At 26.0% G+C, this 21,478-nt stretch carries 22 protein-coding genes and 7 pseudogenes; 20 read left to right on the top strand and 9 right to left on the bottom strand.

The genetic code is table 11. The annotated features are described in order from the left end of the window. Nucleotides 1-188: 188 nt before the first annotated feature. The 9 genes and pseudogenes from BBA70_RS01155 (at nucleotide 189) to BBA70_RS01115 (ending at nucleotide 8,501) form a co-directional block, all read left to right on the top strand. On the top strand, nucleotides 189-407 hold the full coding sequence (locus tag BBA70_RS01155) for a hypothetical protein (protein WP_041639812.1): 219 nt from the start codon (nucleotides 189-191) through the stop codon (nucleotides 405-407). Between the two features lie 237 nt (nucleotides 408-644). Then, nucleotides 645-1,274 carry a YqaJ viral recombinase family protein gene (locus BBA70_RS01150; RefSeq protein ID WP_011412505.1) on the top strand — a complete coding sequence of 210 codons (630 nt, stop codon included), beginning with the start codon at nucleotides 645-647 and terminating at the stop codon, nucleotides 1,272-1,274. Between the two features lie 71 nt (nucleotides 1,275-1,345). Beyond that, nucleotides 1,346-1,978: a dTMP kinase gene (tmk, locus tag BBA70_RS01145; protein ID WP_011412504.1), complete on the top strand. Its 633-nt coding sequence runs from the start codon at nucleotides 1,346-1,348 to the stop codon at nucleotides 1,976-1,978. 175 nt (nucleotides 1,979-2,153) lie between these two features. Further along, a complete protein-coding gene (locus BBA70_RS01140) occupies nucleotides 2,154-2,759 on the top strand; it encodes a hypothetical protein (protein ID WP_011412503.1) in 606 nt (201 codons plus the stop codon). Between the two features lie 20 nt (nucleotides 2,760-2,779). Next, complete coding sequence (locus BBA70_RS01135; RefSeq protein WP_011412502.1) at nucleotides 2,780-4,276, top strand: replicative DNA helicase; 1,497 nt, start codon at nucleotides 2,780-2,782, stop codon at nucleotides 4,274-4,276. Nucleotides 4,277-4,300: 24 nt separating this feature from the next. Next, a pseudogene (locus tag BBA70_RS01130) lies at nucleotides 4,301-5,624 on the top strand (toprim domain-containing protein). A gap of 550 nt (nucleotides 5,625-6,174) precedes the next feature. Then, nucleotides 6,175-6,321: a DUF2963 domain-containing protein gene (locus tag BBA70_RS01125; protein ID WP_238374422.1), complete on the top strand. Its 147-nt coding sequence runs from the start codon at nucleotides 6,175-6,177 to the stop codon at nucleotides 6,319-6,321. A 176-nt stretch (nucleotides 6,322-6,497) separates the two neighbouring features. Further along, complete coding sequence (locus BBA70_RS01120) at nucleotides 6,498-6,887, top strand: hypothetical protein (protein ID WP_252861494.1); 390 nt, start codon at nucleotides 6,498-6,500, stop codon at nucleotides 6,885-6,887. Between the two features lie 710 nt (nucleotides 6,888-7,597). Further along, a pseudogene (locus tag BBA70_RS01115) lies at nucleotides 7,598-8,501 on the top strand (IS3 family transposase). A 297-nt stretch (nucleotides 8,502-8,798) separates the two neighbouring features. On the opposite strand, the gene BBA70_RS01110 reads toward BBA70_RS01115, so the two are convergent. The 8 genes and pseudogenes from BBA70_RS01110 to BBA70_RS01075 all read right to left on the bottom strand — a co-directional run bounded on the left by BBA70_RS01110 (nucleotide 8,799) and on the right by BBA70_RS01075 (nucleotide 14,386). Beyond that, nucleotides 8,799-9,632, bottom strand: coding sequence for a hypothetical protein (locus BBA70_RS01110; protein WP_011412496.1), 834 nt, complete (start codon nucleotides 9,630-9,632; stop codon nucleotides 8,799-8,801). A 69-nt stretch (nucleotides 9,633-9,701) separates the two neighbouring features. Then, complete coding sequence (locus BBA70_RS01105) at nucleotides 9,702-10,715, bottom strand: AAA family ATPase (protein WP_011412495.1); 1,014 nt, start codon at nucleotides 10,713-10,715, stop codon at nucleotides 9,702-9,704. A gap of 238 nt (nucleotides 10,716-10,953) precedes the next feature. Then, nucleotides 10,954-11,562: a hypothetical protein gene (locus BBA70_RS01100; RefSeq protein WP_011412494.1), complete on the bottom strand. Its 609-nt coding sequence runs from the start codon at nucleotides 11,560-11,562 to the stop codon at nucleotides 10,954-10,956. A gap of 1 nt (nucleotide 11,563) precedes the next feature. Further along, nucleotides 11,564-11,770: a hypothetical protein gene (locus tag BBA70_RS01095; protein WP_011412493.1), complete on the bottom strand. Its 207-nt coding sequence runs from the start codon at nucleotides 11,768-11,770 to the stop codon at nucleotides 11,564-11,566. Between the two features lie 105 nt (nucleotides 11,771-11,875). After that, nucleotides 11,876-12,166, bottom strand: a complete 291-nt coding sequence (locus BBA70_RS01090) for an HU family DNA-binding protein (RefSeq protein ID WP_011412492.1) — start codon at nucleotides 12,164-12,166, stop codon at nucleotides 11,876-11,878. A 181-nt stretch (nucleotides 12,167-12,347) separates the two neighbouring features. Further along, a pseudogene (locus tag BBA70_RS01085) lies at nucleotides 12,348-12,684 on the bottom strand (single-stranded DNA-binding protein). Nucleotides 12,685-12,716: 32 nt separating this feature from the next. After that, nucleotides 12,717-13,562 (bottom strand): Dam family site-specific DNA-(adenine-N6)-methyltransferase, encoded by an 846-nt coding sequence (locus BBA70_RS01080; RefSeq protein ID WP_252861493.1) that lies wholly within the window; start codon nucleotides 13,560-13,562, stop codon nucleotides 12,717-12,719. Nucleotides 13,563-13,785: 223 nt separating this feature from the next. Beyond that, a pseudogene (locus BBA70_RS01075) lies at nucleotides 13,786-14,386 on the bottom strand (sigma-70 family RNA polymerase sigma factor). Nucleotides 14,387-14,671: 285 nt separating this feature from the next. On the opposite strand from BBA70_RS01075, the gene BBA70_RS01070 reads away from it, so the two are divergent. The 10 genes and pseudogenes from BBA70_RS01070 to BBA70_RS01035 all read left to right on the top strand — a co-directional run bounded on the left by BBA70_RS01070 (nucleotide 14,672) and on the right by BBA70_RS01035 (nucleotide 20,258). Further along, entirely contained in the window at nucleotides 14,672-14,968 is a 297-nt protein-coding gene (locus tag BBA70_RS01070; protein ID WP_252861492.1) for a hypothetical protein, read from the top strand. Between the two features lie 428 nt (nucleotides 14,969-15,396). Then, on the top strand, nucleotides 15,397-15,660 hold the full coding sequence (locus tag BBA70_RS01065; RefSeq protein ID WP_011412486.1) for a hypothetical protein: 264 nt from the start codon (nucleotides 15,397-15,399) through the stop codon (nucleotides 15,658-15,660). 26 nt (nucleotides 15,661-15,686) lie between these two features. Further along, entirely contained in the window at nucleotides 15,687-16,346 is a 660-nt protein-coding gene (locus tag BBA70_RS01060; RefSeq protein ID WP_252861491.1) for an SVM family protein, read from the top strand. Continuing rightward, nucleotides 16,346-16,495 carry a hypothetical protein gene (locus BBA70_RS01055; RefSeq protein WP_252861490.1) on the top strand — a complete coding sequence of 50 codons (150 nt, stop codon included), beginning with the start codon at nucleotides 16,346-16,348 and terminating at the stop codon, nucleotides 16,493-16,495. Before BBA70_RS01060 ends, BBA70_RS01055 begins: the two co-directional genes overlap by 1 nt. Before the next feature lie 538 nt (nucleotides 16,496-17,033). After that, a complete protein-coding gene (locus BBA70_RS01050) occupies nucleotides 17,034-17,168 on the top strand; it encodes an SVM family protein (RefSeq protein WP_083755007.1) in 135 nt (44 codons plus the stop codon). Nucleotides 17,169-17,459: 291 nt separating this feature from the next. Continuing rightward, nucleotides 17,460-17,789 carry a hypothetical protein gene (locus tag BBA70_RS03770; protein WP_011412483.1) on the top strand — a complete coding sequence of 110 codons (330 nt, stop codon included), beginning with the start codon at nucleotides 17,460-17,462 and terminating at the stop codon, nucleotides 17,787-17,789. 126 nt (nucleotides 17,790-17,915) lie between these two features. After that, entirely contained in the window at nucleotides 17,916-18,077 is a 162-nt protein-coding gene (locus BBA70_RS03765) for a hypothetical protein (protein WP_011412482.1), read from the top strand. A gap of 264 nt (nucleotides 18,078-18,341) precedes the next feature. Then, entirely contained in the window at nucleotides 18,342-18,632 is a 291-nt protein-coding gene (locus BBA70_RS03760; protein ID WP_011412481.1) for a hypothetical protein, read from the top strand. 510 nt (nucleotides 18,633-19,142) lie between these two features. Continuing rightward, nucleotides 19,143-19,735 (top strand): annotated as a pseudogene (locus BBA70_RS01040) (lambda-exonuclease family protein). A 115-nt stretch (nucleotides 19,736-19,850) separates the two neighbouring features. Then, complete coding sequence (locus BBA70_RS01035) at nucleotides 19,851-20,258, top strand: dTMP kinase (RefSeq protein ID WP_308495558.1); 408 nt, start codon at nucleotides 19,851-19,853, stop codon at nucleotides 20,256-20,258. Between the two features lie 268 nt (nucleotides 20,259-20,526). Here the strand turns inward: BBA70_RS01035 and BBA70_RS01030 are convergent. Then, nucleotides 20,527-20,712, bottom strand: a pseudogene (locus BBA70_RS01030) (IS3 family transposase); the annotation flags it as partial. Nucleotides 20,713-20,853: 141 nt separating this feature from the next. Between BBA70_RS01030 and BBA70_RS01025 the strand changes: the two are divergent. Beyond that, nucleotides 20,854-21,478 (top strand): annotated as a pseudogene (locus BBA70_RS01025) (sigma-70 family RNA polymerase sigma factor).

Below are 21,478 nucleotides of genomic sequence, written 5' to 3'. Positions count from 1 at the left end.
TTTAGAAAATTTAATTAATAATCAAAAAGAACAATTAAAAACTTATCAAATACTTTTAAAAACTTTAAATGATGAAAATAATTAATTTGTATTTAATAAGAAATAAAAATATTTAACTTTTTATAAAGACCCTCCTCAGGGTCTTTTTTTATTACCCAATACTTAAAAAAGAAAGGAACTATTAAAATATGTCCATTAAAAAAATATTACCATCTTTACCGAGTAACATCATCTTTTTTATTATTATCTCTATTTTATTAATACCTTTAATTTTTATTAATTATTTAATCAAATTCTATCTTTTTACCTATCAATTAAGCATCAAAAGACTAAAACAAGGAATAGTAGTTCAATTTTATCAATATCTAACTACTACGAAAACTAATAATCATGTGGAACCTAATTAATACTTGGTTAACAAAATTAAATAATTGGTTTGCTACTATAAGTAATCATTTCTTTAATCATCAAAATAAGTGGCTTAATTTAGCTTTATTAATCATTATATTATTATTTTTACCTCATCTCTTATGTTTAATTGATTTCATCTTTAAATGTCTTTATCATATATTAAATTTATCTTATTATTTAGGAAAATATCTTTTTTCATTATTAAAGAAAATTTTTAAGAAAGGGGAATAACAATGCAAATCACCTTATCACAACGTACCAAAGAATGGTATCAACACCGAAAACAATACATAAACGCATCAGAAATAGGTAGTATCACAGGCAATGACAAATTTCGTTCTTTAGAACAATTGGTTCATGACAAAATCTTTGGCACTACTTTCACAAGCAACAAATACACTGAACATGGTAATAAAATGGAACCTTTAGCGAGAACTTTTTTCGAAAAAACCACGAAACTTGATTATCCTGACACCATCTTTACAGATGACAAAGAAAAAATGTTTTCCGCTTCTTTAGATGGTTATAATACTAAAACCAAAACTCTCTTAGAAATCAAATGTCCTTATCGTGACGAAAACAACAACATATCTCAATCTTGGAATGGCTTTTTAACAAACAAAGAAGTCCCTAAAAACTACTGGGCACAAGTTCAATGTCAACTTTATTGTTCCCAAGCTCAATTCGCTTATTTCTTAGTTTATTTTAATGATAATGATTATCATGTAGTCAGAATTTACTTAGATAATAATTTTATTACTAAAATGATTCAAGATAGCAAACAATATTTAGAACTTTTATCAAAAGCCAAACAAGAATTATCACAAACAACTTATTTAAAACAATTAAGTAAAATCAAATAATTAATTATTTTAGACCTTCAAATCGAAGGTCTTTTTTTATACCCAAAATATAAATTCAAAGGAGAATTAAAATGAAAATAATCGTATTTGAAGGACTAGATGGCAGTGGTAAAACAACTTTAATTCAAAAAATTAGAAAACAATTAGAAAAACAAGGTCACGAAGTAATTAATCTACAAGGTTTAGGAAGTTCCTCCATCGGCCAACCTCTTCGTGATATCTTTTTAACTAATTCCCAATTAAAACCATTAACTAGATATTTATTGAGTTTTGCTAATATGCAACAAATCCAAGAAGAGGAAATAAAACCACATTTAGCAACTAATAAAATCATTTTAATAGATAGATGGTTAGGTTCTAACTTGGCCTATCAAGCTTATCCTCACAACATTGATAAAAACTATCAGCTTTTTAATTTACTTAATAAACAATTTATTAAACCAAATATGACTGTTTATCTCAAAATCAAACCACAATTAGGTTTAGAACGCAAACAAAACCAAAAAGATCATAAATTAGACGTCATAGAAACTCATCCTTTATCATACTTTCACCAAGTAAGCCAAGGATATGAATTATTCTTAGAAAGAAAAAACCTCGGCCACAAATTCATCTTAAAAGAGATGAATAGCAAAACAACATTAACTAACCAAAAACAAATAATCAAACAAATAGGAGAAATACAAAATGGCAATAATTACTAAAAAAAACCTGTAAAAACAGAAACACTTATTACTACTATACCAACGGCAAAATCAAAACCGTCACCAAGGACGGTCTTGTTAAATGGAAAACTAAAAAAATCTTTAAAAAAACTCAAAAAACCAACAAAAGACCTTAATTTAAAGGTCTTTTTTTATTTAAAGAAAGGAATATCAAATGTTAAATAACCAAGATTTTTTTAATATTCAACAATTTAATACTAATATCCAAACTGTGGAAATTTTAAAATATTTTTTTAACAAAGACACTTTTAATCTTTCTATTAACAAATATATGCAAACCAATGACCAACAATTAAACCATTATTTTAACCAAAATAACACCAATTCTCAAAGTCAAAAAGTCATCCGCGGTAAAATCAATGAATATCTCATTTTATTATATTTTCAAAACAAAGGCATCATCAATTTATATCCCCAGGCTTATTTATTTTTCATCCCCGATATTCGCTTTGATTTAGTTTTATTCACAGAAACCAAACGAATAATGGCGTTTAATTTTAAAACCTGTCTCCGAGACCGCTATAAACAAGCCATGGTAGAAGGACAACAATTAAAAAAATTAGACACCCGTTTTGAGTTCTATTTATTAACCAATAACGAAACCGAAACCCAAAGACTAAACAATAAAATCAATCAAGGAAAAGTGCAAGGAATTAATCAAGTAATTAACTTATTTTCCAATTCAGCTAACAATTTCTTACAAAACTTAATTACCAACAAATTTATCCCTTTTTCTAATATCAATATAATTAAAAAATAAAAAAAGGAGTTAATATAAAAATGTTAACCAACGAACAAAAAGCGTTAAAACAACTAATAAATTATATCGAACAAGGCCAATGGGAAAAGTTAAACCTTTACTGCCAAATAATAAACCCTAAAACTTTACTCGATCCCCAAAATAAAAAAATATTTACAACTTTAAAATATTTATTTTTAGAAAAACAAACAACTCATCCTTGGGATAAAATAAAATCTCAAACTGATATAATCAAAGAGTTATTAACATATTTACAAACTAATTTCCAACAAGATAACTTTACCAAAGAATCATTATCTTTTTTAAATAATGATTTTAGTAAGGAAAATAACCTTGATTTCTTAGATAACTTAAAACACACCTATACCCAAGAAAAGCTGTTCCAACAACTCTTAAAAATTATTAGTCCTTCTTTTGAAACCCAAGATCCTTACACTAAAAACTTATATTACCAAGAAATCTTTGATAAATTAAGAAATTTTATCTCTTCAATTCCCCACAAAAATGATAAAACACACTTTACTTTAAACCAAATGGCCTCTTTACATACTGAGTTTTTTGCCACCGACAACCAAGCAAAACAAAAAATCCAAGAAGAATATTACCGATTATCAGAAATTTTTAAAGGACTCAACCAATCCACTAAAGGATTCAAAAAAAGCCAAATCATAACTATTGGAGGCTATACTGGATTAGGTAAAACAACTTTTGTCTACAACCTTCTTTTAGATATCGCCAAAACAAAACATCAAGAAAGTTCTTGTTATCCTCATATTTTGGTATTTTCTTATGAAATGACAATGGAGGAAAATTTAAGTCGTTTATTAGCTCACCAAACTCAAATTCCTTTAGATGTTATTTTAGATAAAAATTTGGAAGACTCAAACATCACACCTCAACAATACACGGAAAGGATGAAACAAGCCAAACAATTTTTTGTTAATATCAATTTATCATTTAGTTATGATAAAAGCAAAAATATTGATTATATCATTGATTTAGTTTATCGACTCTATTTAGAAAAACAAGTAGAAATCATCGTTATCGACCATCTCCAAATTACTAAAGCTAGTAATCATTTAGAAAATGACCGTCTAGCCATTGACGAAATTATGACTAAACTCAAACAATTAGCCATGGAATTAAACATCATTATTATCATTCTCTCTCAATTTTCAAGAGATACATACAGCAATTACCAAGGAAAATCCCCTGAAATAACCGCTTTAAAAGGAAGTGGTGGAATTGAAACCAATTCTGATATCGTCTTAATGATGTCTGAATTTAGACCAAAACTAGCCAAAGACCAAGAAAAACCTTTAAATATTTATAATTCAACCTTAAATCAACTCTATTTAGAATCTGATGACAATGAAAATCAAAAAATAATTGAAGTATGTATCAAAAAAAATAGAAGTGGTAACAAAAAAACCTTAATTTATCACTTTGAAATGAGTACTCAAACTTTCCAAGAAATCGGTTATGTTTTACCTTATAAAATAGAAACTTATTATTAATCAAAAAAATAGGAGTTAAAATAAATGAATCATCAAAACAAAATTAAACACATTAAAACTAATTTTCCCATGATTGTTTTATTAAAAAATTAAAATTTTACCAACTAATTTCAATATCAAATATCGTTTTCCTTGTCCCATCCATCAAGGCCAAAATCCTACTTGTTGTCATATCAATGATCATAACCAGATTCATTGTTGGAAATGTGGTCGTGATTACGATATTATTGATGTATATAGAGAAATAAGACAAATTAAATCCTTTAGCGAAGCCATTCAAAGAATAGGTCACTTTATGAAAAATCAAGAATTTAACAACCTCATTCAACAAGAAAAAGAAATAACTACAACATCTTCTAATCCCTTTCAACACCAATATCAAACTAAACAATCCCAAAATCCTATCGACGAACACCAAATTCAACTCATCAAAAACCAACTCTTGAAAGAAACATCACCATTATTCAATCAAATCCGTGATTATTATCATTATTTATTAATAACTAACCACAACAACGAATCATCAATGGGTCTTGAATATTTAACCCAAAAAAGAAAATTAACCCTAGAAACTATTAAAGAATTTAAACTAGGTTATGCTCCATTATTAAATAAACCACTTTCTTTTAGATTAAGCAATTTCTTAAAAAAGAAAAATATTGATACCACAAAGTTAGTTGAATATGGTTTTATCAAAGAAAAAACCAATCAAAAAGGAACTAAATATTATCACGATACTTTTCACGGTTCTATTATTATTCCCATTGAAAATGGATATAATAAAACATTTCATTTTTATCAAAATAACTTTCGTGAAGTGTCTTATTTCCAATCTAAATATCAATCTATTAACAATTTCAGCCAAATTCCTACTTTTCATTTCAGTTATCGTTTTTTTGAAGCTTTACCGTATATAAAAAAAACTAAAACAATCATCATTCATGAAGGTTTTTTTGATGTCATTAGTTGTTGGCAACACGGTATCAAAAATGTCGTGGGGTTAATTTGTGTTGCCCAATTACTTTCCCAAACTCAAATGGATATTTTAAAAAAAGAAGCAATTAAAGTCATTATTGCCTTAGATAACGATGAAACTGGAAGAAAACGCAACGAAGCCTTAGGTGAACAACTTAAAGAACAACAAATCCCTTATGAAATTAGACGTATTTTGCCGCCTTATGACAAAACTTGTAAAGATGTTGATGATTTATTACGACAATATGGGAAAGAAGTTTATCAAAAATGTTTTTTAGATCCATACATCTCATATGAAGAAGCTGAAAAGAAACAAATAGTAGATTTAGCTATTTATTTTTTTGGAGAAGATAAAGTTGAAATAATTACATAATTATTTATTATAAAATAACAATTTAAACCCAAACTCAAAATTTTGTCCCTATAAAACCTTTTAAATTCAAATTAGTAATATGAATCACGCACATTCAATTACTAAGGTCCAAAATTAATAAATAATTTAACAAAATTACAAAATAAAATCGAAAGGAGACAAAATATGCAAGAATTGAAAAACTAATTAAAAAACTGATTACCGAAGTTGATTTGTGTTATAATAGATTTATAAAAATAAAAGTTAATGAAAATATGAAAAAAATAAATTTCAAATAAACCACTATCTCCATTTAACACCATTCTTTTTTTCATCAGTTGTAATTGTTTGCTATGGTTTTAATCAAACTGTTTTTCAATATTTAGCTATAAATGAATTATTTCCAAAAAGATTAGAAATTCAAAGAAACAATAATATTTTCAAAGATGAATCAGGATATGTTTTAGGCAACATTAAAACAATCGAAGTTAAAAATAAAACTTTTAATACTTGCAAAATCCCATCCTTATCAAATAGATGTAATTATATCAATAAAAGGAGATTTGAAAAAATGAAAATTAATTTAACCAAAATAACATATTTAAAAGATGGCAAAACAATTGATTGGATTGACGAATACGATAAAAACGGGAAAATAGTAAAAAAACCCCTATACAATTTCAACGGTACAATTAATTATATCGAGGAATACAAATAAAAAGAGTAAAGTAACTAAACTAACCAATTATGGGACTAAGAATCCATAATATTAATAAATGCCATCCAACATATACCTAAAAAATATTTCAATATTCAAACTTGACCTTCAATTGAAGGTCTTTTTTTATATCAAAAATAACAAAAACTAAAAAACTAACTAAAAAGGAGAAAAATATGAACAATAACTTCGATCAAGGAATTAGAATCGGTGGATGGAATGCCAAAAACAACCCCACTGATTTAGACCAAATTAAACTCTTTTTACAAACCTTAAAACAAGATTTAATCAACCTGACCATTATAACCCACTCTAAAAAGAAAAATACTTATCAAGAAGCCAATTATCGCCCTAAAAACCAAACTCTCTTCATCGATCCTCAAATCTTGGATGAAATTAAACAAACAAAAATAACCTTAATTAATGATAATTTCTCTTCTAGTAATAGTAAACTATTACTTTCAGATTTACCCCCCCTTAAAACCAAAATAACCCCCTTAAAACCTATCATGATATCTTTCAAATCAATTATAAAAATGAATCTAAAAATATCATCAAAGAATTAATTGGCAAAATCAATCTTTATAAACTAGAAAACTTACAATTATACCAATTAGACCCCAATAAACTAGATAAATACAATAAACCGATTAAAACAAACTATAAGAAAGGTTTAAATATCATCTATTATCGACAAGAAGATTTAAAATATATTCAATTCTTCTTAACTAAAACCAAACAAGGTTATCGGGCAAAAAAATACGTTCTGGTTATTTATCAAATTTAAATAAAAAAGAATTAAAAATAAATAAATAATTTATAATTACCATTTTATTACCATTAAGTTACCTTTTTATTACCACTTTATTACCATATTGCTTTTCAAACATCCTAGATAAAAACAAACACATCGAACCAGTGATATTTTATATTTTATATCGATAATGATAATGATACTCGATATTTGATATTATCGTTGTATCATGTTTATCATTATTATTTATCGATATAAAAAAATCTTTCTTTTAATTAATTTTATTTTTTAATTTATTTTAATAATTAAATAAACTTTAATTTTTAAAATAACTGCCTTACCAGTTATAGGTATGTGTTGTGTGTTTAAATAAATAATATATTAGTTAAAAACAATATTAATAATTATTTAATAGCATTAAAAAAAACCTTTAAAGAGTTATAATGGTTGATATAAAAAAAATATAAGATAAATTGGTGTTAAAATGAAAAAATTAAACAAAAAATCAACTTATTACAACAAATGATTCACAAAATAGAAAAGCTAGATAAACGAATTATCTTTAATTTGGTGGCCAAATTTCAAAAAGATTTAAATTTAACCACCATTTTACAAACAATTAAGATTAAACGAAGTACCTATTATTATTGGTTAAAAGTTAAAACAAAACACCAAGAAAAAAAGGCAAAATATCTTTTACAACAAAAACGCATCCAAGCTTTGTGTCAAACATATGAATATTTCTTTGGCCATCGTAAAATTACTCATTTATATCAAAACATATTTAATGAATTCATCACTAAGAAAAAAGTTTATCTCATTATGAAAGCAAACGACATTTGTTGTCGTCTTAGAATCCAAAAAAATAAATATCATTATCGTTCTTTAAAGGATAATTTAAACATAGTCCCTAATTTAATTAATCAAGATTTTAAAAGCGCTGCGCCAATGCAAAAACTTTTTACCGACATCACTTATTTTAAAACTCCCCAAGGATTTTTATATTTTTCTTGTATTATCGACTCTTTTAATAATAAAATAGTCGCTTCTCATGTTTCTAAGCAACAAAATAAGGATTTAATTTTAAACACTATCAAAAAAATTCCTAAACTAAAAAATCCTTGTATTATCCACTCTGACCAAGGTACAGTTTATCAATCACAAAAAGTCCAACAAACTTTAAACAAAAAAGGATTTTTTAATCAGCATGTCTCGTAAAGCAACTCCACTTGATAACGCGGTTATTGAGAATCTTTTCGGCCAAATGAAAAGTATTCTAGAAAATCGTCATCCTTTTTTATTCCAAAAACCAATGACAAAAATAAAAACTATCATTAACCAATTTCCTTATTTTTGGAATAAAAAATGGCTTTTAGCTAAATTAAACTATTCATCTCCTTCTCAATATTCTCAAAACTTAATATAAATTATTTACAAATATCTTTTTTAATTAAACCTTTTAAAAAAGGTATCTTTATTGCGCCTTTTTTTCAATCAAATGATATTATTAATAAGAAAATGTATTTTCTTTTTATTTTGTATATGAGTTTTTAACTTTTTTTACCTAAATATATAGTGAAGAGATAAAATATTAGCAAAAATATCTTTTGAAACTAGCAAATTATAAAAAAAATATTAGACATTTTTTTCGTCTAATGAAAATACTTTGTTAGTTTGAAAAGATAGGAAATTATCACTTAATTTTAAGTTTTAAAGAATAATTTTAGATACAAACATTGTCTAAAAAAAAGAAACAGCGCACTTGTTCGATGTTGTTTCGGATTTCATCACGGCGTTGTTCGACGGATTTTATTTGGTTGAATAAATATTTTTCATTATCATTAAACGTATCATAATTTTTTTGTAATCTATTTTTTTCTTTTTCGGCGCGCTGGAGTATTTCGTTTAGATGTTTTATTTTAATTTCTAATAATCCTATTTGACTTTTTATTTCAGTGATTTGTTTAACTAATGCTATCTTTTCATCATAAAGGATATCTAATTTAGTGCGTAATTTTTGTTTTTCAGTTAAATCATTGGATTCCGCGATTTGTTTTTCTGTTAGTTTTATTTCTTTTTCTTTGTTGGCTAATGCTTCTTCTTTTTGTTTTAATTGTTCTTTTAAGGCATTAATGTTATTTTCAGTTTCTTGTTTTTGAGTTTTGATTTCGTTAATCTTTGTTTCTGTTTGGTTTATTAATTCTTTGATTTTTTCTTTTTGTTCTTGGGTTATTTTTTGTTCTTCATAGAGTGTTTTTAATTCGACCTCTACTTTGGTTAATTCTTGTTCCCAATTATCTTTTAGTCCTTGGTAATTGTTGATGAATTCATCGTACTTATCAATGGCTTTATCAATTTCTTGGACTAATTGGCCTGCGTATTTACTAGATGGTTCTTTTGGTTTATGAAAGAAACATAAGTAAATGAAACTTAAAATACCAATAATAATTAAAAAATAAGTTAAATAGCCTTTCCATGTATGGTTTTTGTATGTTGTTTGGTTGGTGGAAAGTTTTCTTTTAAAGAAAAGGACGATACCAAAGATGGTGGAAGCCATTAAAAAACCAAGTGAAATAAGATTTAAAGGTTAGATAAGTGTTAATTAAGTCTAAAGGTGTTTTCATAATTATTTACCTCCTTTCACTTTAATTTCTTGTTCGATAGTGTTTAAAATGGTGTCATCTTGTGAGATTATCATTTTGTAAGCCTGTTTTAAGTCTTCTTGATTGATTTCGTTTCTTCGTGTTTCGCCTTGTCCTCGGTTTTTAGCGAAGGTTGCTACTGTTGTTTTTAAGAGGTTTTCTAGAGTACGATTGGCTTTTTTAAATTGGTGGTTAACTGGTAACCTTTCTAAGGATTCATTGATAATATTGTATAAATATTTTTTCGCTTCTTCACTGTAAGGGTTTTTACGTTTGTTGATTAAGAATTCTAAAAAGGCTTTTCTTTCTTCTTTATTGCCTGGTTTAACTTCGATGTTATAAGTGAATCTTGATTTGATAGCTTCATCGATTTGGGCGATATGGTTTGTAGCGCCAATGATAAAGATAGGATGTTCAGGGTCATTTTCAAATGATGTCATTTCGGTTTTGAATTGGTTTACCACATTGGCGATTTCTGAACCAGCTTCTAACCCACTTAAATCAGTAAAGACGGTTTCACATTCATCTAAGAAAATAATAGCTCCTTTTCCTTTTTGAGCTTCTTCACGAACTGTCATAAATAAATCTTTTACTAGTTGAGGTGCAATTCCTTTATATTTTTGAGAAAAGATAGAACTACTTACTTCAAAGAAAGGGAGATTAGTTTCTTTGGCTAAGGTTCTGGCTAAGGTTGTTTTCCCAGTTCCTGGAATTCCATACATTAAAATGCCTAAGGGCGAATCAACCTCACCAATATTGGTGTAGTTTTCTTTATTGTTGAGGTAATCAATAAAACCTTCTACGGCTTGTTTTTCTTCTTTGAAACCGATTAATTGGTTGAAAGAAGGGAATTTTTGGTTGTTAGAAGGAGTAAATAATGATTCTTCTTGATTATTTAATTGTTGTAAATTAGTGTTTGTTTCTTCTTGTGATTCTTTATTTGTATTGGTAATTTGGTTTTGGATTATATCTTTGTTTTGTTGTAGTTTGTCTTTCATTTCTTGGAGATTTTTATTTTGGATTTCTAATTTATGTTGTTGGGTTTCGAGGTTTCTTTCGGTTTCTGTTAAAGTTTGATGATGAATCCAAACATAAGTACTTAAAAAATAAGACCATAGATGTTATGATGATTATGATTAAATTAGTTGAATTTTTATTTGATTTGTTTTTGATAGTCATCTTAGTTCCTTTCTCAATAAAAAAAGACCAATAATTAATTGGTCTTTTGATGTTTTATTATGCTAAATTAGAGATTTTATTTTCGATTGTTTGACTGCCGCTGCCATAAGCTTTTCCTTGGAAATCGACTAATTCATAATCTACAATTAATTCTAATTGAGGATTTTTATTAGTAATGATTTCTTTTTGTTCAATGCTAATTTGGATGTTAAGTTTTCCTAAGCTGTTTGAGTCTAAGATTATTTGTGGGCGTTTAGTATCATCGTAATCATTATTATCCACTTTTAAACCAATATTTAAATATTTTTCAGGATTGGTAAAAGTTTGAAGTGTATCATATTTAGTTGATATTTTCAAATATAAAGGAACATTAATATCCATTCCGTTGGAGTTTAGTGTCGCTTCGTGTTCGATCGTAATTAAGTGATTATATTTTTGTTCGTTTAAGTTTGGAATGGGAATTGGTAAAAGGGTTTTATCTTCATTATTGCCGCCTGTTCGTTCAATAGTGAAAAAAGGAAGATTGTTCATTAATTGAATTTTTTCTTTTCTTTGTTTAGAAAAGTAATTAGTTAAAGCGAAAATGGATGCGGTAGTGAAAAAGATAGCGATAATAATTGTGATAATAGTTAATATTTTATTTTTGTTTTTTATGTTTTTATTCATATTATTTAGTTCCTCCTGGGATGAGAAATTTAATCAATTCAAGAGAATTATTAATTCCTGTTGTTAAACAGTGAATTTTATTATCATAGTAAATAATAATGACTTGTAAAATAAAATGTAAAATGATCGTTATGTAAGCTATTTTTTTTAATAAATTGCGTTTTTTTATTGGGATAATAGTTATATTTTCTTGTTTGGGGTTAGTCATTGTTTTTATTTCTTGGTTTTGGTTTGTTTCGTGAGTATTGGGGTTTTGTTTTTTTCTTAATGATTTTATTCATATTTAATTTCTCCTTTGTTGGTTGATATTGGTTTATTCTAATGTTAAATCTTTTACTTTATCTTTAATGGTTTTAGATAATTTGAAAGAGACAACGGTTTTCGCAGGGATTTTGAGTTTTTTGCCTGTTTGGGGATTTCTACCAGTGTAGGCTTTACGAGTTTTTAAGATGAATTTACCTATTTTAGAGGATAAAATTACTTCTTCGTTGGAAGTAATGGATTCTATTAGGGTATGTTCGAATGAATGGTAAAATTCTTCTGTTTTTGAAATTGAGGTTTTATTTACCTCAGCTATTTTTTTAATTAATTCTTTTTTAGTCATTTTTAAGTTTCTTCTTTTTGTTTGGTTTATTATTTTTTTAGTTTTAGGTTTTAATTTGCTGCGGTCTTTGAAGTAAGTACCGCGAGCGATTTCAGTCATGGCGTCACTCATATTATTTTTTATTCTCCTTTCTGGTTTTCTTTTGAAAAGTTAAGATGTTTAATATCAATGTTCTTTTATTTTAAAATGGTAAATTATCAGTTTGAGATTTATTATCTAAAAAGATGACTTTATGTGCGATCACTTTTGTATTTGTTTTCTTTTGACCTTCGTTGTTGGTATATTTTTGGATGGATAATGTTCCTTCGAGATAAATTTTCGATCCTTTATGTAAGTATTTATGAAAATTTTCAGCTTGGGTTCTAAAAAACTACACATGGAATATATTGAACTTTGTCTTTGGTTTGGTTAACAGCTAATTGAAAATCTATTTTTGGAATTTGTTCGTTATTGCTGTTAATGTATTGTTTTTCGAAGTCATGTGTAATTCGACCGATTAATTGAACGTTGTTTAACATAATTTTATTACTCTTTTCTTATTTTTTATTTTTTAATAATTGGTAATAATGATTTCATGATTATTGTTTTTGTTTGTCAAATTATGGCTAGTACTAGATTTGATACTTTGGAAGTAATAATTTTTAAATAATGCTCTAATTTCGGGAGTATCATAATTGGTGTATAACCATTTAACTCCTCTTTTATCAGCTTTTTCGAGACAGTTGAATAATTTCACTTGTTCAGTAAAACCAAAAACTCCTTTGTAAAAAGATGATATAGTGATGTTTTTACCGTTGTAATAAGGTGGATCGATAAATACAAAATCATCTTTCTTGGCGTTGGCAATTATTTTTTGATAATCAGTACATAACAAGACATGTTTATTTTTGTGAAAATATTTTTGTAAGGAGAATAAATTATTTAAATTTAATAGGCTAGTTTTATATTTAGACTTATAACCAAAAGTTGTATATAAGGATGTATTATCTTTGTATCTTAAAATGCCACGAAAACAATATTTACTTAAAATAAAGAAAAGTGATGCTTTGGTTAATCTTTTTTTCTTTTTTGTTAATAACAAATTATATTGTTTTAATAAGTTTTTAAAAGCTGTTTTTTGTTGTTTTTGTTGCGATTTGGGATATTGATAAATAAAGTTTTCAAAAGCTAATGTTTTATTATAAAAATCTGGGAGATTGTATAAAACGCTTTTCCATATTGTGATTAGTTGTGTGTCATTATCGTTTAAAACGGCTTTTTTAGGCATTAAGGATAAATATAAGGCGCCAGTTCCTAAAAAGGGTTCGTAATAATTTTTAAATTTTTTAGGAATTAAAAGTAAAAGATGTGGTAATAATTTCTTTTTACAACCAACCCAATTAATGAATTTGTGCATTTTTTGTTCTCTTTAATACATAAATAAAATAAAAAAACGATATCCGAAATAAGACTAATAAATGTATTAGCTTTAACGCCTAATTGAAAATTAAAAGATAAAGTCATAATATTAGTGATAATAAAACCAATATAGGTTAAAGTTAAGATAGTTAAAATAATTTTAGGATTCAACTTCATTTATATTTCCTTTCTTAATAAAAAAAGACCTTATTCGGGTCTTTTTATTTTTTTAATTTATTGATGGCGATGTTTTTAATATTTTCTACTTGTCTTAAGGTTAAATTTAGTATTTGGGTGATTTCTTGATTGGAATAACTCGGTTGATAAGTTTCATTAATATTTTCTAAAGGAACTCCAAAATTTAATCTAATGACGTTAAACTCCTTTTTATTTAGTTTAGTTTTTAGTTTTTTTAAAAATAGTTCATGATTTACTTGTTTTAACCATAATTGATGAGGGTTAAGGATTTGATAATGCCATGTGTGTGTTTTCTTCTTGAAAAGAAGGGTTATTGGTTTTATGAGTTTTTTGAGGAACGGAAGGTGAATGACTTTTTCTTATTAATTCTCTGATTTCTGATTTTATAGTTGGTTCCGCATAAGCGATAAAGTAATAACCTAAATCTTGGTAATTATTGAGAGCTTTGATTAATCCTAAAAACCCTTCTTGGTATAAATCTTGTTTTTGAAGTACGCATGGATAATATTTAAATTTAGAAACTAGTTTTTTTACTAAGGGCAAATGTAAATCGATTAATTGATTACGCATTTCTAAATTCTTTTTACTTTTTAAAAAATCTTTAAATAATTTTTCTCTTAACATTTGATTCCTTTCTAAAAATATTCTTAGAAAAGATAGGAAATTATTTTTTAGTCTTTAAAAAGAAAAAAAGACTAACTTAATAGTTAGCCTTAAAGAATTTTTAAAAAAGCAAAAAGTGTCTAAAGTTTTGGAACAGTTCACATCGACCGCGAACTAGCCAAAATCGATGCCGATCAAAAAGACTAAAAAAAGAAATTAGAAGAATACAATACACGTAATAATAAAGAAAATATAACACAAGAATTGAAAAGATAATCTAAAAATATAGAAATAGAAGAACAATCTATGAAACAAGAAATACAAACTGTTATTGACGAATACACTAAAATCACCGAAGAATTAGAACTCAAAAGACAACAAATAACCGACGAAATCAAAAATGAACAACCAAAAAATATTACAACAAGAACAACTAGAAATAAAACTAGAACCGATATTGACGAAGAAATAAAAACAATCAAAGAAGAACTAAAACAAATAAATCCTAACTATACAAGAGCCCAAAAAAAAATCAAACAGACAAATAAAACAAAATCCCAGAAAAAATACCTATCCCAGCATAAAAAACAACTTTTTCTTTAATATTAATCAAATAAAGTTGTATAATATTATTAATTAATTTCTTTAAAAGATAATATCAATTATCACTATTATCGGAAAGGCTATGAAATAATGAACTTTTTTAAAAAATATTGGATCACTTATTTTAATTATTACCGTTTTAATTATTTCTTTTTATTATTGGATTTTTTGAAGGTCTTTACAAAACCAAACAAGAAAAAAACAAATATCAAATTATCATGAAGAATTAAATAACGAGCAAAAACCAAATCATCCACCAAGAACCAAACGCAAAATAGATACTCCTAAACAAAAAACAAATAACTAAAAAAGATTTTGAAAAATAAAACTTATGTTTTCTCTGAAAACAAAGATGTATTTTTAATATTAACTCTTTCTGAACAAGAAAAAACTGAAATTGAAAAATAAAACAAGATTTAATTAATAATATGAAAGATAGCGAAAATGGCTTAAAGTCTCAAATAGACAAATATCAAAAAGAATGCGATGATTATAATACAAAAATAAGCAAACTTAACCCCCAAAATGAATTTGATAAAATAAAAATCAAATCTTTAACCGAGCAACTACAAGGTACTGAAAGATTAAAAAAAGATTTAATTGAAGGATTAAATAGATTGTTTACACAAGACAAACAATTCGTCCTATCCGACCTCAACTCTCTCTACGGAATCACCTCGGATGAGGAATAAATAAAAAAGGAGTTTAGATTTAATTTATGTTCAAATTAAAAAACCAATTTAAAATAATTTATCTTTTTTCAATAACTTTTATAAGTTTATTATTTATTTTTAATAATAAAGTAATGGCGATGGATGATTTAGTTAATGAAATAACTGAAGAAAATGAAATAATTCAAGAAAATGAAGAAGATATTATAAGTATTCAAAAATTTTGCAGCTTACACGAAATGGGACATGCGTTAGTAGCTTATGATTTAAGTCAAATAGATTCTGGCAACGATCTTATAAATCTTAAAACAATAGAATTAAAAGTAAATAATAAAGAAATTCAAAAAGATGGTGTAATCTTGAAAGAATTGATAGAAGGTGGCGTAGACTTTTCTTTTGATAGATCACAATTTGGTTATTTATTTTCACTAAATGTGTCTTTAGGAGGTCCTGAAGCAGAAAAAAGAATTAAAATGCCTATAGAAGAATTGAAATATAAAGGTCATGATGACGAAAAAGATATTCAAGATATAATTGAGTATATTATACAAAGAGATTGGTTTTCAGAATATTATTCCAAAACAAATAATATTGAAGAAACAAAACAAAATATTCGAAACTTTGCTCAAGAAAAAACTGAACAAATTATTGACAAATATGAAAGATTTTTATCACCATTAGCTGATGAATTATTAGAAAAAAAATAATGACAAAAAAAGAATTTATAAAAACACTAAATAAATTAATCAATAAAGAAAGAATTTCTCAAACAACAATACAAAATGAAACAATTGATGAATTTGATGAATCACAATATAATGTCAAAACATCTGGTTGTAATTGTAATATTTTATAAAATAAATTCAAAAAAAATAAAATATAATATAAAATTAATTAATAAAAAAATTAGATATATTTTAGTCGCAAAACAACAATCCTTCCTCTACGAAATAACCTCAGAAGAGTGATAAAAAAACTAAAAGGAGATTTAATAATTAATGTTTAAATCAAAAAACCCAATTTAAAACTAATTAGTATTTATTTATTTTTATTTATAAGTTTATTATTTATTATTAATATTAAATATTTGTATGCTTTACCTGGAATAACTTTAGAAACACAAAAGATCCGATTAGAAGAAAGAAAAAATGAATTAAAGTCACAAGAAATAGTACTATCTCAAGAACCAAGAAATAATGTAAATATTGAAAGATTATGTCATGTTAGAACGGAAATAGTTAAGATAAATATGGAAATATATATGATAATGCAACAGATTCAAATGCGAGACATCATACAATAAACCCCCCAAACACAAGAAACCCAAAACATTCCAAGGCCAATCGAATAATTATAATAAAACATTAAATAATAATTTAAAGGAGATTTAATTAATGATTAAATTAAAAAACCAATTTAGAATAATTTATCTTTGTTTAATAATCTTTGTAGGATTTTTATTTATAATAAATAATCAAAAAGAACAACTGAAAACATATAAAACACTTTTAAAATCTTTAAATGATTAAAAAATTAAATTTTTTAATAACAAATCAAAGACCCTTTCGGGGTCTTTTCTTTTACCCAAACAACAAAAATAACACGGATAAGCCATTAAACTAAACCCCAAAAGGAGGCAAACAAATCATGATTAAAATCAAATCCTTAAAAAAGTTTTTATAACCCTTTCTTTATTAATCACTATTTTATTCATTAATCCTATTTTCGCCCATAACTATTTTCACAAACAAACAAAATCTAAAATCAAACTCGCTGACTACCAAACCCTTCAACAAGAATGGTTAAACGTCGAACCAAAAATGAAAAGATACGACATCAACGTTCTTGATAAAGAAGATATCCCTAATATCTTAAAATATTACGATATTTCAGCATCCGTTTATAACTATATACCACCTTCATATAATTTGTATAACGACCCAAAGATACATTGGTACCTCAAAAATCCATCAAAAGACCTTTTAGGAATTTATTTTAAGCCACGTACGAACCCTTTTAAAATAGAATATCCTTATGGTGATTATAATTACACCTTAGAAGATCTCATAAAATACAAAATCGCCATTGTGAAGAAGCTTTTATCTTTTGGGATGCCAAACAAAAACCTAACAAAGATAAACCTAATATAAAAATTAATAGTATCAATATCTTCGTCGGTCAAAATAAAGAAGAAATAATTAATCAACAACAACATTATCAAAAAACCCAAACTCATCAAATTAGGATGTTGCAACATCACACCTAATACTGGTTTAGTGGCACCTTTACCATCAAGAACTTTCCATGAAATTGATATTGACGCCATTTATTTTGATGATGGGATTCGTATCATTAAACCTCAACAAGAAAATATCGAAGACCTCTTAAAACTTTCCAATGGCGCTAAAAAAATCTATCTTTTTGTTTTTGTATCTTGACAAGTAATCCACATTAATCTCCCAGACTCTCTTAACCCCTACAAAGACATCCGAGATTGGAAAAGAGCCAACAATTTATATGCTTATGAAGGAGAATATAACAGAGAATCTAAAAGTGGCAATAATCCTATAACTATTATCGAACCCACTTATAAAGAAATTAATATTTCATATGCTATTAATTTATTAGAAAATACTTTTGAAAATGAAGATAAAATATATCGGATTACTTGTCAAGATACAAAACCAAAAAGAGATATTTTAATGGAATATCAAAAAGATTATATTGCATGGTTAAACCAATGTTATATCAAATATGGATGTACCTACCAAGGAGAAACAATTAGAAACAAATTAAGTTGTTCATCTAAAACACTTTATGATGAAAACGGTAATACACATTATTATAAATATGAAGAAGGTTTGTTTTCTGATAATTGGTATATCGATGGCAAAGATTGTTGTTCTGGTGGTGATCGTTGGCAAACAAGAACTTATTATCAATTTTTAGAAACAACCCGACCACCTAAAAAACCAGATATCCTCGATTCTTAATTAAAATATCATCCAAAGACCCTTCACAAGGGTCTTTTTTATTACCCAATACTTAAAAAAGAAAGGAAATATTAAAATATGTTTATTAAAAATATCTTATCATCTTTATCCATCAACATAATTATCTTTATTTTTTTAATCCCTTTAATTTTTATTAATTATTTAATCAAATTCTATCTTTTTACTTATCAATTAAGCATCCAAAGGTTAAAGGAAAGGTATCGTAGTTAGATTTTATCAATATCTAACCACTATTAAAACTAATAATCATGTGGAACCTAATTAATACTTGGTTAACAAAATTAAATAATTGGTTTGCTGCTATAAGTAATTGTTTTTTAATAATCAAAACCAATGGCTTAATTTAGCTTTATTAACCATTATTTATTATTCCTACCTCATCTCTTATGTTTAATTGATTTTCTTTTTAAATTTTTACATTATATTAATTAAATTTATTTATTATTTAGGCCAATATATCATCTCATTATTTAAGAAAGAAAAATAACCATGCAAATTACATTATCCCAACGTACCAAAGAATGGTACCAACATCGAAAAAAATATATTAACACTTCCGAAATCGGTAGTATCACAGGTAATGATAAATTTAGAATCTTAAATCAACTAGTCTATGACAAAATCTTTGTTACTACTTTCACAAGCAAAAAATAACCGAACACAGAAACAAAACCGAACCTTTGGCTAGAACTTTCTTTGAAAAAACCACCCAATTAATTTATCCTGATACCATCTTTACAGATGACAAATAAAAAATGTTTTCCGCTTCCTTAGATGGTTATAATGAAAAAACCAACACTCTCTTAGAAATTAAATGTCCTTATGTGGATGAAAACAATAACATCTCCTCCACTTGGAATGGCTTCTTTTCCCACCAAGAAGTCCCTTTAAACTATGGGGCCCAAGTCCAATGTCAACTCTATTGTAGTCAAGCTCAATTCGCTTATTTCTTAGTTTATTTCCGCGATACTAATTATCATTTGGTTCGTATTTATCAAGACAATAACTTCATTAATCAAATGATTACAGATAGTAAAAAATATTTAGAATTGCTACATAATGCCAAACAAAAATTATTTTAAACAACTTATTTAAAACGATTAAGTAAATTTAAATAATAATTAAAACCCTAAGGCCTTCAAAATTGAAGGTCTTTTTTTATGCCCAAGTTTCAATTCAAAGAAAAAAATGTAATTAATTATCTTTGAAGGTCTAGATGGCAGCGGCAAAACGACTTTAATTCAAAAAGTTAGAAAAAAAGGCCACGAGTTAATTACTCTACAAGGTTTAGGTAGTTCCTCCATCGACCAACCTCTTCGTGATATCTTTTTAACTAATTCCCAATTAAAACCATTAACTAGATATATTCTTAGTTTCGCCAATTTGGTTCAAATTCAAGAAGAAATAATTAAAATATATTTAAACACTAACAAGATTATTTTAATCGATCGTTGGTTAGGTTATAATTTTGCTTATCAAACTTATCCCCACAATATTGATAAAAATTATCAGTTCTTTAATTTACTTAATAAACAATTTATTAAGCCTGCACTGTTACGTTTTTTTAGACAAATTTTGTCTTTAAAATTGTTCTTTAAGACTTAAAATTAAGTAGATAATTTCATATCTTTTCAAACTAAGGAATTATTTTTTTAAAATTTCAAAAAGTTTCTAAAACTTTTAATAATTCATTAGTTTGAAAAGATATTTTTTTGTCATATTTTATATTTACACTATATAGTTAGGTAAAAAAGTTAAAAAAGTGGTAAGAAAATGAAATTATAATTATTTTTTTACGTAATTATGTTATTTTGATTAAAAAATACGCAAAAAGTAACCTTTTTCAAGGTTGAAAATTTGAAATAAAAAATTATTATCTAAAATTTTGACAATATTGAGAAGGTGATGAATAATTTAATTTAGCTAAAATCCATTGATTGTTCCAAAATTTGGCGAAATAATTGATTATTTTTTTAACTTTTTCAGGTGATTTTTGAAATAAAAAAGGATGTTGATGTTGTAAGATAGTTTTCATTTGGCCGAAAAAGTTTTCAATTACAGTGAGGTGTTCCAAAAGTTTAGACACTTTTTACTTTTTAAAAATTCTTTAAGGCTAACTATTAAGTTAGTCTTTTTTTGTTTCAAGACTGAAAAATAATTTCATATCTTTTCTAAAAAAATGTTTTTAGAAAGGAATTGAATGTTAAGACAAAAATTATTTAAAGATTTTTTAAAAAATAAAAAGAATTTAGAAATTCGTAATCAATTAATCGATTTACATTTGCCCTTAGTAAAAAAACTAGCTTATCATTTTAAATATTACCCTAAAGTTTTAACTAAGGAGGATTTATATCAAGAAGGGATTTTAGGATTAATCAAAGCTCTAAATAATTACCAAGATTTAGGTTATGACTTTGTTACTTATGCAACTCCAAAAATAAAATTTGCAATCAATGAACTAATAAGAAAAAGCCATTCACCTTCAATTCCCCAAAAAACAACCAAACCAAACAATATCAGTTTTAAAGAAGAACAATACAAACAACCTAATTGGGATAAAATCCTTAATCCGCATCAATTATGGCTAAAACAAGTAAAACATGAATTATTAATAAAAAACTAAAAACTAAACTAAGTAAAAATGAATTCAATGTTATTTGTTTAAATTTTGGTATCTCATTAGAAAACAACAACAAACCTAATCAACAACCCCTATCCAATCATGCAATCGCCCAAAAACTAAATTTAACTTTAAAACAAATAGAAAACTTAAAAAAGACGCCATCAAAAAACTAAACCCAAATTATAAAAATAAGGAGAAATAA

It is taken from the genome of New Jersey aster yellows phytoplasma, assembly GCF_002554195.1.
Taxonomy (GTDB): Bacteria; Bacillota_I; Bacilli_A; order Acholeplasmatales; family Acholeplasmataceae; genus Phytoplasma.
This window is presented reverse-complemented; position numbering and strand designations above follow the sequence as displayed.

Bases quoted from the DNA above. Each gene is read 5' to 3' on its own strand.
- BBA70_RS01155 (WP_041639812.1), top strand. From the start codon at position 189: ATGTCCATTAAAAAAATATTACCATCTTTACCGAGTAACATCATCTTT.
- BBA70_RS01150 (WP_011412505.1), top strand. From the start codon at position 645: ATGCAAATCACCTTATCACAACGTACCAAAGAATGGTATCAACACCGA.
- tmk (WP_011412504.1), top strand. From the start codon at position 1,346: ATGAAAATAATCGTATTTGAAGGACTAGATGGCAGTGGTAAAACAACT.
- BBA70_RS01140 (WP_011412503.1), top strand. From the start codon at position 2,154: ATGTTAAATAACCAAGATTTTTTTAATATTCAACAATTTAATACTAAT.
- BBA70_RS01135 (WP_011412502.1), top strand. From the start codon at position 2,780: ATGTTAACCAACGAACAAAAAGCGTTAAAACAACTAATAAATTATATC.
- BBA70_RS01125 (WP_238374422.1), top strand. From the start codon at position 6,175: ATGAAAATTAATTTAACCAAAATAACATATTTAAAAGATGGCAAAACA.
- BBA70_RS01120 (WP_252861494.1), top strand. From the start codon at position 6,498: ATGAACAATAACTTCGATCAAGGAATTAGAATCGGTGGATGGAATGCC.
- BBA70_RS01110 (WP_011412496.1), bottom strand. From the start codon at position 9,632: ATGGCTTCCACCATCTTTGGTATCGTCCTTTTCTTTAAAAGAAAACTT.
- BBA70_RS01105 (WP_011412495.1), bottom strand. From the start codon at position 10,715: ATGAAAGACAAACTACAACAAAACAAAGATATAATCCAAAACCAAATT.
- BBA70_RS01100 (WP_011412494.1), bottom strand. From the start codon at position 11,562: ATGAATAAAAACATAAAAAACAAAAATAAAATATTAACTATTATCACA.
- BBA70_RS01095 (WP_011412493.1), bottom strand. From the start codon at position 11,770: ATGACTAACCCCAAACAAGAAAATATAACTATTATCCCAATAAAAAAA.
- BBA70_RS01090 (WP_011412492.1), bottom strand. From the start codon at position 12,166: ATGACTAAAAAAGAATTAATTAAAAAAATAGCTGAGGTAAATAAAACC.
- BBA70_RS01080 (WP_252861493.1), bottom strand. From the start codon at position 13,562: ATGCACAAATTCATTAATTGGGTTGGTTGTAAAAAGAAATTATTACCA.
- BBA70_RS01070 (WP_252861492.1), top strand. From the start codon at position 14,672: ATGAAACAAGAAATACAAACTGTTATTGACGAATACACTAAAATCACC.
- BBA70_RS01065 (WP_011412486.1), top strand. From the start codon at position 15,397: ATGAAAGATAGCGAAAATGGCTTAAAGTCTCAAATAGACAAATATCAA.
- BBA70_RS01060 (WP_252861491.1), top strand. From the start codon at position 15,687: ATGTTCAAATTAAAAAACCAATTTAAAATAATTTATCTTTTTTCAATA.
- BBA70_RS01055 (WP_252861490.1), top strand. From the start codon at position 16,346: ATGACAAAAAAAGAATTTATAAAAACACTAAATAAATTAATCAATAAA.
- BBA70_RS01050 (WP_083755007.1), top strand. From the start codon at position 17,034: ATGATTAAATTAAAAAACCAATTTAGAATAATTTATCTTTGTTTAATA.
- BBA70_RS03770 (WP_011412483.1), top strand. From the start codon at position 17,460: ATGAAAAGATACGACATCAACGTTCTTGATAAAGAAGATATCCCTAAT.
- BBA70_RS03760 (WP_011412481.1), top strand. From the start codon at position 18,342: ATGGAATATCAAAAAGATTATATTGCATGGTTAAACCAATGTTATATC.